The sequence below is a fragment of the Microcystis sp. MC19 genome (genome assembly GCF_003019735.1).
GTDB lineage: Bacteria > Cyanobacteriota > Cyanobacteriia > Cyanobacteriales > Microcystaceae > Microcystis.
This window is the reverse complement of sequence record NZ_CP020664.1, coordinates 3,503,562-3,517,527: the sequence shown is the minus strand read 5'-3', so window position 1 is coordinate 3,517,527 and position 13,966 is coordinate 3,503,562. Positions and strand designations below refer to the sequence as shown.

13 protein-coding genes are annotated in these 13,966 nt (G+C 44.1%); 8 read left to right on the top strand and 5 right to left on the bottom strand.

From position 1 onward, the window contains the following. The first annotated feature begins 4 nt into the window (after nucleotides 1-4). Nucleotides 5-730 carry a PEP-CTERM sorting domain-containing protein gene (locus tag B5D77_RS17835; RefSeq protein ID WP_106909340.1) on the top strand — a complete coding sequence of 242 codons (726 nt, stop codon included), beginning with the start codon at nucleotides 5-7 and terminating at the stop codon, nucleotides 728-730. Nucleotides 731-794: 64 nt separating this feature from the next. Here the strand turns inward: B5D77_RS17835 and B5D77_RS17830 are convergent, their stop codons facing one another. After that, a complete protein-coding gene (locus B5D77_RS17830) occupies nucleotides 795-1,589 on the bottom strand; it encodes an Rpn family recombination-promoting nuclease/putative transposase (protein WP_106909339.1) in 795 nt (264 codons plus the stop codon). 235 nt (nucleotides 1,590-1,824) lie between these two features. Between B5D77_RS17830 and B5D77_RS17825 the strand changes: the two genes are divergently transcribed. After that, the gene (locus B5D77_RS17825; RefSeq protein WP_106909338.1) at nucleotides 1,825-2,847 is read left to right on the top strand and encodes a 6-bladed beta-propeller; all 1,023 of its coding nucleotides are present in this window, start codon (nucleotides 1,825-1,827) and stop codon (nucleotides 2,845-2,847) included. Between the two features lie 65 nt (nucleotides 2,848-2,912). Here B5D77_RS17825 and B5D77_RS17820 read toward each other — a convergent pair whose 3' ends face one another. From B5D77_RS17820 to B5D77_RS17810, 3 genes are all read right to left on the bottom strand, one after another. Further along, nucleotides 2,913-3,743: an Rpn family recombination-promoting nuclease/putative transposase gene (locus B5D77_RS17820; protein WP_106909337.1), complete on the bottom strand. Its 831-nt coding sequence runs from the start codon at nucleotides 3,741-3,743 to the stop codon at nucleotides 2,913-2,915. A gap of 165 nt (nucleotides 3,744-3,908) precedes the next feature. Then, on the bottom strand, nucleotides 3,909-4,106 hold the full coding sequence (locus B5D77_RS17815) for a hypothetical protein (RefSeq protein ID WP_002760234.1): 198 nt from the start codon (nucleotides 4,104-4,106) through the stop codon (nucleotides 3,909-3,911). A gap of 13 nt (nucleotides 4,107-4,119) precedes the next feature. After that, entirely contained in the window at nucleotides 4,120-5,388 is a 1,269-nt protein-coding gene (locus B5D77_RS17810; RefSeq protein ID WP_106909336.1) for a DNA methyltransferase, read from the bottom strand. 189 nt (nucleotides 5,389-5,577) lie between these two features. On the opposite strand from B5D77_RS17810, the gene B5D77_RS17805 reads away from it, so the two are divergent. From B5D77_RS17805 to B5D77_RS17795, 4 genes are all read left to right on the top strand, one after another. Beyond that, nucleotides 5,578-6,849, top strand: coding sequence for a dihydroorotase (locus tag B5D77_RS17805; protein ID WP_008203471.1), 1,272 nt, complete (start codon nucleotides 5,578-5,580; stop codon nucleotides 6,847-6,849). 84 nt (nucleotides 6,850-6,933) lie between these two features. Continuing rightward, nucleotides 6,934-8,100 carry a site-specific DNA-methyltransferase gene (locus B5D77_RS17800; protein ID WP_106909335.1) on the top strand — a complete coding sequence of 389 codons (1,167 nt, stop codon included), beginning with the start codon at nucleotides 6,934-6,936 and terminating at the stop codon, nucleotides 8,098-8,100. 2 nt (nucleotides 8,101-8,102) lie between these two features. Further along, nucleotides 8,103-8,246: a hypothetical protein gene (locus B5D77_RS25950; protein WP_159036977.1), complete on the top strand. Its 144-nt coding sequence runs from the start codon at nucleotides 8,103-8,105 to the stop codon at nucleotides 8,244-8,246. Nucleotides 8,247-8,371: 125 nt separating this feature from the next. Next, nucleotides 8,372-8,884, top strand: coding sequence for a Uma2 family endonuclease (locus tag B5D77_RS17795; RefSeq protein ID WP_106909334.1), 513 nt, complete (start codon nucleotides 8,372-8,374; stop codon nucleotides 8,882-8,884). Between the two features lie 88 nt (nucleotides 8,885-8,972). On the opposite strand, the gene B5D77_RS17790 is transcribed toward B5D77_RS17795, so the two are convergent. Beyond that, nucleotides 8,973-10,397 carry a Ni/Fe hydrogenase subunit alpha gene (locus tag B5D77_RS17790; RefSeq protein ID WP_106909333.1) on the bottom strand — a complete coding sequence of 475 codons (1,425 nt, stop codon included), beginning with the start codon at nucleotides 10,395-10,397 and terminating at the stop codon, nucleotides 8,973-8,975. Between the two features lie 701 nt (nucleotides 10,398-11,098). Here B5D77_RS17790 and B5D77_RS17785 point away from each other — a divergent pair. Then, on the top strand, nucleotides 11,099-12,085 hold the full coding sequence (locus B5D77_RS17785; protein ID WP_008203467.1) for an RNA polymerase sigma factor, RpoD/SigA family: 987 nt from the start codon (nucleotides 11,099-11,101) through the stop codon (nucleotides 12,083-12,085). A 509-nt stretch (nucleotides 12,086-12,594) separates the two neighbouring features. Next, nucleotides 12,595-13,830: a PEP-CTERM sorting domain-containing protein gene (locus B5D77_RS17780; protein WP_106909332.1), complete on the top strand. Its 1,236-nt coding sequence runs from the start codon at nucleotides 12,595-12,597 to the stop codon at nucleotides 13,828-13,830. Nucleotides 13,831-13,966: the final 136 nt, after the last annotated feature.

Sequence of the window (13,966 nt, the reverse complement as noted above, 5' to 3'; positions counted from 1 at the left end):
CTTTATGTTATTAGTCAAGCTTATCAACCATGGGGGGGGGGAGAAGCATAGCTTATCAAAGGCTCTGCTGAAATCCTTTTCCCTAGCCACGGTTTTTACCACTACCCTTGTGCTGAGTTCGGTATCTTCCGCCGAAGCTTTCACTACTTTCACTAATCGCACCGCTTGGCAAGCTGCCGTCGATGCCATCGCTGGCAGTGTCACCACCACCGATACTTTTAGCAACAACATCGCCTCTGCTAAAACAATAACACTGGATTCGGGCATCGTCTCGGCGAATTCCTTTCCACCCGCAGCAGTTAACTTTGGGGATAATGGCGTTAGTGGAGGACTTTTCCGCAATACCACTGATGGAGGTGCGGTTTTCTCTTCCGAAACTATCACTTGGACTTTTCCCTCACCTGTGTTTGCCTTCGGAGCGGATTTTAAAGGTACTGCGGCTGACAGGCTAAACCTAACGGGAAATTTCGATGGTACAGGAAACCAAACTCTGCTTGTGAATAACAGTATCGGCGGAGCAGACGGCTTTCTGGGCATTATTGGTAACGCAAACTTTAGCTCGATCGTCTTTGGGAATAATACTACAAATGCCGATTCCTTCGAGATCGCTATCGCTTCTTTTGCCTCTGTTGCCTCTGTTCCCGTCGCAGTTCCTGAACCTGGTATGATCACAGGACTGGTGTTCTTAGGGAGTGGTTTAGTGGTGCGTCGCCTCGCTAAACGTCGTTAACCGCGCTTGGGGTGGGGAGATGAGCCAAATTTTGCTAATTCGCCACCCTTTGCGGTTAAAAGCTTTAATTGTGCTGCTGTCTTTGTAATTGCTCGATCGCGTCGGGGGATAAATCGGTAAATTGGGCGATTTCTGCGATAGGAAAGCCAGCAGATAGCATTTTTAGGGCAATTTGTCGAGCTTTTTCTTCTTTGCCTTTTTGTAGTCCCTTTTCCTCGCCTTCCTCTCTGCCTTCCTCTAAAATATCTTGATAGATGACGGATTCTCTCATAATGTCACTCCGAAGGATTTTTTTAATCGTCTCTCGATTTAATACTAACCCGGCGAGAATACTGGTAGCGGCAGCGAGATTGCTTTGCACCTGTTTTTCGGGGATAGTTTCTAGAGAACGGGACACCAGACTTAACACCTGTTCGGGATCATCGGTATTGCTGAGGATGGCAAAGGGTAATAAACCGGGATGATGGAAAAATTGTGGTGTATTTTCTTCCCAAAGACGGATGACTTGGAAGGAATGAAAGGTTTCCCCCAGACGGAAAGTATTTTCTTGCACTAGGGGGGAATCACTGCGTCGCAGATAAATTACCACTTGACGCATTTGTTTTTGGGGATGACGACGATAGACGCGAATGCGATAATCGAGCATTCGGAAGGGAATCTTGGAGTCGGGGTCGGTTTGAAACTCGGTATGGAGAATCAATTCCTCTGACTGCAAAAAAATCAGGGAATCGGCACGAATGGGGTCTAATTGTAATTCCGTCGGGTCGAGGACGGTTAAGGGGAGGGGAGAACCCAATAACCAAGTGGCTAGATCATCGGAGAAGTTTTCGGCGATAAATTTACAAATATTATCAAACATCGTCAGGGATTACTTTCCGTTTCTCCTAGGATACCCTCGGTCGCCGGTGTTGACATCCTGTATTGGCCGTAACTGTTGCCGAAGAGAATCGTAGCGCGGAATAAATTATAGGCAAAATTCAATTCTAACCATAGACTTATCCCATAGATATTGGCAAATTTGTCACATCTTCCCAGAAATTTCTTGACAATTGCGAGAGGAAAGGGTATATTAGGGGCAGATATTCTGAAGTTTTATGTCCCTATCTAAAGTTATCAATCATGGGGGGCGGGAGAAGCGTAGCTTATCAAAGGCTCTGCGGAAATCCTTTTCCCTAGTCACGGCCACTGCGATCGGATGTATTAGTATTGCCACCAGTGCCACCGCAGCCGATTTTAAATTCGCTTTCGGTAGCAATGGTAAAGTGGACGGTCAGTTCAATAACCCCTTCGGTATCGCCGTCGGTAGCGGTGGTAAGATCTATGTAGCCGATACTGCCAACAACCGCATACAGGTGTTCGACTCCAATGGAGGCTTCCTGTCCACTTTCGGTAGCTCCGGTGCGGGGGACGGTCAGTTCGATTCACCCAGTGGTATCGCTGTCGATGGCGTTGGTAATATCTATGTGGCCGATACCTACAACAACCGCGTACAGGTGTTCGACTCCAGTGGAGTCTTCCAGTCCACTGTCGGGGTCGGTGGGTTGAGTGTCCCCTACGGCATCGCTGTCGGTAGCGGTGGTAATATCTATGTGGCCGATACTCTCAACAGTCGCGTACAGGTGTTCGACTCCAGTGGAGTCTTCCAGTCCACTGTCGGGGAGGCTGATTTGAATTTCCCCCAAGGTATCGCCGTCGGTAGCAGTGGTAAGATCTATGTAGCCGATACTGCCAACGATCTCGTACAGGTGTTCGACTCTAGTGGTACCTTGCTGTCCACTTTCGGTAGCTCCGGTACGGGGAACGGTCAGTTCATGTCACCCGGTGGTGTCGCTGTCGATGGCGATGGTAAGATCTATGTGGCCGATACGAACAACCACCGCGTACAGGTGTTTAACTCCGGTGGTGTCTTCCAGTACGCTTTCGGTAGCTCCGGTACGGGGAACGGTCAGTTCAATACACCCTACGGTATCGCTGTCGGTGGCGGTGGTAACATCTATGTGGCCGATACGTTCAACAATCGCATACAGGTATTCAAAACGCCCGAACCTTCTGGTATTATCGGATTAGGCATACTAGGGGGCGGTTTAGTGGTGCGTCGCCTCGCTAAACGTGGTTAATTGCGCTTGGGGTGGGGAGATGAGCCAAAATTTTGCCAATTCGCCACCCTTTGCGGTTAAAAGCTTTAATTGTGCTGCTGTCTTTGTAATTGCTCGATCGCATCGGGGGATAAATCAGTAAACTGGGCGATTTCTGGGATAGGAAAGCCAGCAGATAGCATTTTTAGGGCAATTTGTCGAGCTTTTTCTTCTTTACCCTCCTCTTTGCCTTCCTCTCTGCCTTCCTCTCTGCCTTCCTCTCTGCCTTCCTCTCTGCCTTCCTCTCTGCCTTCCTCTAAAATATCTTGATAGATGACGGATTCTCTCATAATGTCACTCCGAAGGATTTTTTTAATCGTCTCTCGATTTAATACTAACCCGGCGAGAATACTGGTAGCGGCAGCGAGATTGCTTTGCACCTGTTTTTCGGGGATAGTTTCTAGAGAACGGGACACCAGACTTAACACCTGTTCGGGATCATCGGTATTGCTGAGGATGGCAAAGGGTAATAAACCGGGATGATGGAAAAATTGTGGTGTATTTTCTTCCCAAAGACGGATGACTTGGAAGGAATGAAAGGTTTCCCCCAGACGGAAAGTATTTTCTTGCACTAGGGGGGAATCACTGCGTCGCAGATAAATTACCACTTGACGCATTTGTTTTTGGGGATGACGACGATAGACGCGAATGCGATAATCGAGCATTCGGAAGGGAATCTTGGAGTCGGGGTCGGTTTGAAACTCGGTATGGAGAATCAATTCCTCTGACTGCAAAAAAATCAGGGAATCGGCACGAATGGGGTCTAATTGTAATTCCGTCGGGTCGAGGACGGTTAAGGGGAGGGGAGAACCCAATAACCAAGTGGCTAGATCATCGGAGAAGTTTTCGGCGATAAATTTACAAATATTATCAAACATTGCGAGCGTTCTGCCTTTGTAATTACTACCATCCACATCAATAAATTCAAGATTACTTGCTATCAATTCCTAAACAATTAAGCTAAATAAACCCCCGATCATTAGTAAAAGTCTTTGATTTCATGGTAATCTTTGACCCAAGCTTACGAAATATTATATCACCGATTAAGATAGATCATGATTTAATCTTGTTTTAAGTTCACAAACATAATTAACGGTAGCATAATCTGTCTTAATAATTAACTTTACTTCAGCCAGTAATTGACCAGATATATAGGGTTTATCTTCAATATTTTCCTGAAAATTAGGTAAGGATTCCAGACAGTTCAAATATTTATGAAATAGGGAATATTTGGGATACATAAGCAATAAAAATTTACCTTTTTTCTAAGATTAGTAAATATTCAGATTTCATGCCATCAGGATTTTTATTCTTGCGAGATTTGAATAATTGTCTGGTTTTAATTCTATCCTCAAAGACGGTATCAAAAATAAAGCCATTTTCCTGAAAATATTCCCCTAATATTCGCCAAGTTTCTACTTCCACCCCATCCACTTTCGGATTACCCACAAAAATGCAAGCTTTCCCAGCTTGTTTTAATTTTCTGGTGGCATTTTCTAAAGCGTTGATGGTGTGACAAAAATAGGAATCGAGTATTTTATGTAAATTCTCTTTCTCTAAACTTGATCTCACTTGATTTAAGGTTTCGGTTTCGATTAATCTGGTAGCCTGTCGGTAGGGAATTTCTAGCTTAGAGATTTTTTGCACTTCTTTTTCTGTATATCCTAACCAATATAAATCTAGTTTTGCTGTTCTGATATATTCCTGTGCTTGCAGATAGGGGGGGGAACTAATTAAACAATCTAACTCTAGATTTTGCTCAATCTCAAAAGTGGCACTATCTACTCCTCCATAAAAAAGCACCTGATTATAATTGCGCCAAGTTACGGTAATATATTGATTGACGCTGGTTAAAGTTTCAAAACTCATCTCTTTAATCGTTCGTTTTAATTCCTCTTGCCAATCTCTTTGTAATAGTTCTTGTATATCTGATTTTTTGTATTTCGATTGAAATAATTTAGGTTTGGTATGTTCTGCATAGGAAAACTGTTTACTAACTTTCACTAAAACCGCTTGAATGATCTGGGAATACAAATCAAGTTTTAGACTTTTTTGACCTGCCCAAAGTTTCTGTAAAACTGCTAAAATCTCCTCTGGATACCAATAGTTTAAATTTGACCACTGAGGGATAAATTTATCCTTGCTGGCAAAAACTTCTAAGATTTTTTTATCTAACTCCGAGTAACTCAATGGTTCTTGGTGTTCTGTAATCTTAATCGGTATAATATGGTTTAAAAGATAATTCAGGTCAGTTAAAACCGCATTTCTTTGACAAAGTTTAGCCTCTAAACCCACCGTACCCGAACCAGCAAAAGGATCGATAATCCAATCATCCTTTTTGGTGTAATTATCAAGACAGAATCTCACCACTTGGGGAATAAATTTGGCAGGATAATAATAGATGCTGTGGGTTAGATAACTGGTGCTGGTGATTTCTGGTACTAAATCTCGAAAGGAAACTAATCGCGGTGTCCCCCGATTAAATTCTTCTAAATTATTAAAATTGAAAAGTTCTAACTGCATGATTCGGCTATCAATTCTTCTTAGGGTAGGTCAGCCAATTAAAATAAAGATTAAAACCGTAGCTGATCAATATTCTAACTTATCCTCCCTTAACCTAACCGAGAACTCAACTTTTTTACTTTTTACTTTTTACTTTTTACTTAACGTGATATACTGCCAGAGGAAAAAATGACGTTTTAATTAGTCTGCGTGAATAGCCAATCCTCGACGATCATAGAACAGGTTAGAGTCCTTGACCCCCTGACACAAACCGATCGCATTGCCGATGTCTGGATTGAGGAGGGGGTAATTAAAGCGATCGAATCTCAGCTTCCCCCAAGAGAAAACAGTAACTATATTTCCGGTCAAAACTGTATTTTTGCTCCAGGATTAGTCGATCTCTACAGTCATTCCGGGGAACCCGGCCACGAGGATCGAGAAACCCTCGCATCTTTGCTCAAAGCGGCCACGGCCGGAGGCTGCACCCGGGTGGCAATTCTCCCCAATACTCTCCCTCCCCTCGATCACCCCGCACTGATTAGCACATTACAACAAAAAAGTCAAGGGTTTTTTGACTCAAAATCGACCCGTCTGCATTTTTGGGCAAGTCTCACCCTAGGCAGGCAAGGGCAAAAAATGACGGAATTGGCTGATTTAATGCCTGTAGCGGTGGGTTTTACCGATAATCGCAGTCTGGAAGATTTGGGACTGTTGCGGCGCTTATTGGAATACCTAAAACCCCTCGGTAAAAATATCGCCCTTTCCCCCGTAAATCAGCAATTAAAGGGTAATGGAGTCATGCGTGAGGGGGAAACCTCGATTCGCTTCGGTTTACCCGGGGATCCTGCTATTTCCGAAACCACTGCTTTAGCCACAATTTTAGAAATCGTCGGCGAAATTAATACACCTGTTCACCTAATGCGAATTTCCACCCGTCGAGGAGTGGAATTAATTCGCGAGGCAAAAATGCGGGGATTGCCGATAACCGCTAGTGTGACGTGGTTGCATCTCCTCTTAAATACAGGATCGATCGCCACCTATCATCCTAGTTTACACCTCGCTCCCCCCTTGGGCAACGAAAGCGATCGCAAGGCGTTAATTGCGGCAATTAAGGAGGGAATTATCGATGCAATCGCGATCGATCATCGTCCCTATACCTACGAAGAAAAAACCGTCTCTTTTGCAGAAGCACCCCCCGGCGCAATCGGGTTAGAATTAGCTTTACCGCTGCTCTGGGAAAAATTAGTAATAACCGGGCAATTATCAGCTTTACAATTATGGCAAGCGCTTAGTCTCAATCCCTGTCATTGTTTACAACAAAAACCGGCATCTCTCAACCCCGGTAATCCCGCAGAAGCAATTCTTTTTCATCCCCAAGCAAGCTGGAAAGTAACAGCAAATAATCTTCACTCCCTCAGTCATAATACTTTCTGGTTAAATCAAACAGTTACGGGAAAAGTGTTAGCAATGTGGAATTTTTAAAAGGTGGCCAATTTCTATCTTGAGACTCTCCTAGTTTTTTGGATAATGATCAGCTAGAATTATAGAGAGAACTAGAGTAATGTCATGGAAAAAGAACTGGTATCGGACAAGCGCGGTTATCTGCTTCGCACGGTGGCAGAAGCTAAAGAAATTGTCCTTAATTGGTTGCGAGAAATAAATTTAGTTAATGCGATTAAATTAGGTTTACCAGAAGTGGATGACAGGCATCATATTTGGCGAATTCCTTTATGTAATGACCAGAAAAAAACCGTTGGGGAAGTGGTGATCGATGCCTACACTACCGAGATTTTGTTAGATAAAACAACTCGGACTGAAATTATTATCGCTCGTCTGTTAAAACAGGATGAATCTAAATTAGAAACCCGCAAGAAAACCAAAAAAGAATACAAGCTTTCTTCTCTGAGAAATACGATCGGATTTGGTGATTGTGGCGAACTTTTGGAGGAAATGCCCGCAGAAAGTGTTGATTTAATCTTTACCTCACCACCCTATTTTAATGCTCGCCCGGAATATTCGGAATTTGAAGAATACGAAACCTATCTATTGAAGCTGCGACAGGTGATCAGAAAATGCCATCGAGTTTTGAGTGAAGGACGTTTTTTTGTCATTAATATTTCTCCCGTGCTGTTGCGTCGTGCTTCCCGTAATGAAGCTTCTAAACGTATTGCTGTCCCCTTTGATTTGCATCGAATTTTTATTGAGGAAGGTTACGACTTTATTGATGATATTATTTGGCTAAAACCAGAGGGATCAGGGTGGGCAACTGGTAGAGGACGCAGATTTGCCGCTGATAGAAATCCTCTCCAATACAAAACTGTGCCGGTGACTGAATACGTTTTAGTCTATCGTAAACACACGGATTTACTCATCGATTGGCATATTCGCAATCATCCCGATCAAGAAGTAGTAAAAGCCTCAAAAATTGCCGATGGTTATGAACGCACTAATGTCTGGAAAATTAACCCAGTCACTAACTCAAAACATCCCGCCGCTTTTCCCGTAGAATTGGCAGAAAAAGTGATTAATTATTACTCTTTTAAAGGTGATGTGGTTTTAGATCCTTTTGCTGGTTCAGGAACCGTGGGACTAGCGGCCGCTTCTTTATATAGACGTTTTGTTTTATTCGAGAGTAATTTTAATTATATTGAACTGATACGAAAGCTAATTACTGAAGGCAATAAGACTGATTTAGACTCAGTTATTTTGCTTAATTGTCCGTTAGAAAACTAACAATGAGCGAGGTAAACACCATGACAGCCGGTAAAAGTCACGCTTATTTTACTCCAAAAGACTATCTGGAAATAGAGAAAATTAGTCCCATTAAACAGGGAGCATCTCACCTTTGCAATGAGCATAAATACTTAGTGGAAAAATAGGCTTTTCGAGGGTAATTCTTGTTTTAATTCTCCATGTACGCAGTCTTTAAAAGCCTCTATTTCGTTCCAAGACACGATTAAGAGTGGCTTTTAGGCTAAGTATAATTACTTATCGCGTAAGTGAGATGCTCCCCATTAAACATGAATATATGCAAGGGCAAATCTTGGCGATGGCCGGGGCCAGTAAAGCCCATGTTATCATCACAGGTAATCTTTCGGCTCAATTAATTAATCATTTACGGGGTAGTGGTTGTCTTGCCTACGCTACCGATATGAAAGTGCGTCTCCCTAGCTTAAATATCTTCTATTATCCCGATTTTGCCATTACTTGTGACCAACGGGATCGAGTTTCCCAGGAAGATTTTATCCTGCATCCGCGAGTGATTATCGAAGTTTTATCCGACTCCACGGCAGCCTTTGATAGAGGCGATAAATTTGCCGATTATCAAACTATCCCCGAATTAGAGGAATATCTACTTATCGAGCAAAAACAAGTCCTAATTGAACAATATCAACGTCAATCTAATAACCTCTGGATTCCCCATATTTATCAAGCGGGAGATTTAATCACTATTAACTGTATTAACTTTTCTTGTCCGATAGAAACTCTTTATCAAAACCTAGAAATTCTTAGCTAGAATCTTCACCGTAAAAATAAATAGTAAAATGGGGTCAGGTATTAGGATAAATTTCCCCTATTTCCTAACCCCCCAACAACTTAGATAATTAACCCCGTTGTCGAGTATTGATCACCTCACCGGCTGCATTAACTAACTCTAGCTGTAGCGGCATTTGTCCCATAGCGTGAGTGGAACAACTTAAACAGGGATCATAGCAACGAATACCCGCTTCCACCCGGTTTAACATCGCTTCGGGAATTTCGCCACCATGGATATAATGTTGGGCGATTTGTTTCACCGTTTGATTCATGGCCAAATTATTATTACCCGTGGCAATAATCAAATTCACCGTTTCAATCAAACCATTTTCATCCACTTTATAATCATGGAATAAAGTACCCCGGGGCGCTTCACTAACTCCCACCCCTTGCAGATTATTAATTCCCGCTTCGGCCCGGCAGCGTGGAGAAACTATATCGGGATCGTCGATTAAAAGTTCGATACGCTCCAAACAGCCTAAAATCTCCACTAAACGAGCATAATGATAGTAAAAAGAAGAGGTTGCTACACCACCGACCCGATGGCGATATTCCCGTAACTCCATATCCGCTCCCTCCGTGCCAAAATGGGAACAAACATTTAACCGTGCCAACGGACCCACTCGATAGATACCATTGGGATAACCGAGGGGTTTATAGTAGGGAAACTTTAAATAAGACCATTTTTCTACTGATTCGCCGATATAATCGCGATAATTGTCTTCGCTGAGGTTATCGGCCACGATATTGCCTTGACTATCGGTAAAACGAATATGACCACCGTAGTGTTCCCACTCGTCCCGTTTACCGACCAATCCCATAAATAGGGAAGGGAAATTACCAAAAGCGGCGATTTCTGTGGTTAAATTGTCCAGAAGTCCTTTAAACAGGTTTAAAGCCGTGTAAAGAGTCGCTTTAGACTCCGGCAGTCGTTCTTTAATCCATTGTCGCCCTTCTTCGCTCAAAGGGGAACGCACACCCCCCGGGACAGACCAAGCGGGGTGAATTTTTTTTGCTCCCAAAAGTTCAATAACTTTCTGTCCAAATTGACGTAAACGGATGCCTGCTCGCGCTAGGTCGGGATCGGCGGCGATTAAACCGAAAATATTCCGTTTGGCGGGGTCACTTTCCCAACCAAGCAGAAAATCGGGACTGCTAAGATGAAAAAAGCTTAAAGCATGGGATTGGGTTAATTGTCCTAAATTCATCAAGCGCCGCAGTTTTTCCCCCGCAGGGGGGATTTGCACCGCTAGAATTTTATCGCCAGTTTTGGCGGCACAAAGTAGGTGACTAACGGGACAAATCCCGCAAATTCGGGCAGTAATTCCCGCCATCTCCCACATCGGCCGTCCTTCGCAGAATTTCTCGAAACCGCGATACTCGACCACATGAAAACGCACGTCATCCACTTCCCCCCCATCGTCAAGGAAAATCGAGATCTTGGCATGGCCTTCGATCCGGGTGACGGGATCGATAACGACGGTTTTAGTCATAGTAAGTCCTCATTGTTCAGGAGTTCCACAGAACGGTATTGTGGAGAGTGCGATCGAGCTTGGTTTAAACGATAATTTATCCCGATCCCCGCCCTGCTGTCTCTATGATAGTTATTACCCCCCTGGCAATCCTAATTTTTATAACAATTTTTCCCGATTCTCTATCGGGGCTAATTTAGCATTTTGTAGCAAATACTACAGAAAATAGTTCGGAAATCCGCAATGATTACATCTCCCTTTGCTGGTGTTGATCGGTCATTATATATATAGAAGTCGGTTCTCGGCTGTCAGTTTTCAGCTTGGTTCTGCTTGGCTCTCAAGGCTGAGGGCGAAAGAGTCGGAAGTCGGCCGGATTGTTGACGACTAATCGGGAAAATCACCTTTTGGTCTTGTAGTCTTACCTAACAGTATCAGCAGCACTGCCGAGGATTCAGGAAAAAGCGACCCAAAAACAAGCGATTGTAGTTGATAGTCCTAAACTATAATACTGTTGTTCTGGATGTTGAGAAAAAAGGATAAACCTAACATCATACCAAAGAATGAATTAACTCTGAACCTTTAGGGGATTGTCTGCGTCTAAAAGCGCAGGATACAATCAGGGAAATTCCAACGAACTCATACCGACTTCAGATAAGCCAGACTCACCCGCGAGTCGGAATAGTAACAGACTTTTTCTGTGTCAAGGAGTCACCACCAAACCAATGCCCACCGCAAAAACCAACCAAACTCAACCACTGCCCACCCTTAATGCCGATATGGTGCGTACCTATCTGCACGAAATTGGGCGAGTTCCCCTCCTAACTCACGAACAAGAAATTATTTACGGCAAACAAGTCCAACGGATGATGAGCCTGTTAGAAGCGAAAGAAGCACTATCGAAGCAATTAGGACGGGAACCAGATCGCTTGGATTGGGCGGATTCGGTGAATTTAAGCGAAAATGAACTGGATCGGGCCTTGAAAACCGGCGATCGAGCTAAACGGAAAATGATTGAAGCTAACCTCCGCTTGGTAGTTGCGATCGCAAAGAAATATCAAAAGCGGAACATGGAATTCCTAGATCTAATTCAAGAGGGTAGTCTGGGATTAGAAAGGGGTGTAGAGAAATTTGATCCCACCAAAGGTTATAAATTTTCTACCTATGCCTACTGGTGGATTCGACAAGCGATTACCCGTGCGATCGCTCAACAGGCCCGCACCATTCGTTTACCGATCCATATCACCGAAAAACTGAACAAAATCAAAAGAACCCAGCGCGAACTCGCCCAAAAACTGGGCAGAAGTGCCACTCCTGCCGAGATTGCCCTGGAATTAGAGCTAGAACCCGCTCAAATCCGCGAATATCTCAGTATGGCTCGTCAACCCATCTCCCTTGATGTGCGTGTCGGCGATAACCAGGATACGGAATTGTCGGAATTATTAGAAGATAGCGGAGTTTCTCCCGATACCTTCATCACCCAAGAGTTATTACGGCAAGACTTAGCCAATCTCCTGGCCGAATTAACTCCCCAACAACGGGAAGTAATTACTCTCCGTTTCGGTTTAACCGATGGCAAAGAGTTATCCCTAGCCAAAATCGGTCAGAGAATGAACATCAGTCGGGAACGAGTGCGACAATTAGAACACCAGGCCCTGGCCCATTTACGCCGTCGCCGGGCCAACGTCAAGGAATATATTGTCGCTAGTTAGTAAAATTAGCAAATAACCAAGAAGGAGAGCTGGCGCTCTCCTTTTTTTTCGGTTTATTTTTGCTAAAGATTTGTAACTAATCTCAACAAAAAAAAGGTGGGAATTCTTCAAGTTTCGTTAACTGCAAGATCGATAAAATGTTAATTTTTATGTCCATTTGAACCTGTCTTAACAAAATTTTTAAAAATATGTCCAACTTTGTAGAAAAAATCTGAGTAGCTTTGTTAACTTTTGTCCATTTTGTTTCATAAAATATCTCTAAAAAAAGATTTATATTTAAGCCAAAATAGATGAATATGCTTGACTTTCAAAATTCAATTATCTATACTTAAGGTAAGTCGAGTGAAAAATATTTAAGGAATAAATTGAGTCCTTAAATCTCTTTATTTCAACGGTCAAATAAAGGGATGACTGGCGTATAAACCAGACTCAACTCTTTGCAGGTTTCGACATCTTCTCCGTAAGCGATTTCGCTTTAATTGGACACAAAAATCATTAGGGAGATAGTTATGATAAATGAAAAATATGACTCTTCGGGGCGAGTGAGTCACTCAATCAAGATCGCTCTAGGTTTTGCTCTAGCGGGTGCCGTTGCTTTCCCGGCAGCAACGCAAGCGGCAACTAATACCCAAAAACAAGCGGCGATCGATTCTGGCTTGGCCTGGCTGGCAACCCAACAGCAAGCTAATGGGAAGTGGATTTACGACAACGTGAACAGTGCAGATGTTGCCGCGACTGGTGCTGCCCTGCTGGCATTTATCGAGGAGGGAAACACCCCGACATCAGGGACTTATAGTACCAATGTGACTAACGGACTGAATTACCTGTTCAGCAACGCCCAAAGTGCGGGTGTGGGGCTGAGGTTCGGTCCCAACGATAACAATCAGGTTTACAACACGGGGTTAGTCCTGCCTGCCATTATTAAGGCTGCTCCCCTGAGTACGGTGATTAGCTCGACAAACTCCCTCGTCAACGGCAAAACCTATGGCCAGGTGGTTCAGTCGGCGATCGATTACCTGGCTGATGCACAGAATGACACTGGCACTGGGGGTTACGCTGGCGGCTGGCGCTATACCCCCAACTTTGGCAGTTCCGATAACTCGGTCTCCCAATGGCCGGCCCTCGCGGGATTGTATGCTCAAGGGGCAGGTATTACCTGGCCTACCAGTGTGAAGAATCTGCAACTGAACTGGATCGACTACAGCCAGAATGACACGACGGGCGGCTTGGGCTATACTGATCCTAACAGTACAACTCCCCTGCGGACTGGATCGGGACTGGTACAGATGTCCGCTGCTGGCCTAGCTACTAGCAGTTCCCGCGTCCAGAATGCCCTAACCTATATCAACAATAATTGGCAAACCTCCGGACCTAGTGGTACTTTTGGCGACTACTACGGTATGTGGGCAGTCTATAAGGGTTTAGAAAGCACTATCGGCCTGGACGATACGACCAGGATCACTAACCTTGTTGGTCAGGGAACGAATCCCCTCGATCCGGGGAGTACCTGGAACTGGTGGGAGGAATTTTCCCAGTATCTTGTTGACCACCAAAACGGTTCTGATTATTGGTCTGGCGGCTCCTATGGCACTGCGCCTATGCAAACAGCCTGGGCAATTAATATGCTGCAAGCAACCCAGATCCCAGGACCTGAAAAAGTTCCCGAACCTGCGTCAGTCTTAGGCTTACTTGCCATCGGTGCTTTGGGTGCAGGTTCGGCTTTGACGCGCAAATTATTAAAGTAGGAATCTGACTCAGAAAATCACTACTTATACCATTTTTCATAAGTAATGGCAGAGATGGTTAATCGCCCTCACCCCTAACCCCCCACCCCCCGACGTCGGGGGGGGCAAGGGGGGGTAAGATACCTGCCAAGAATAA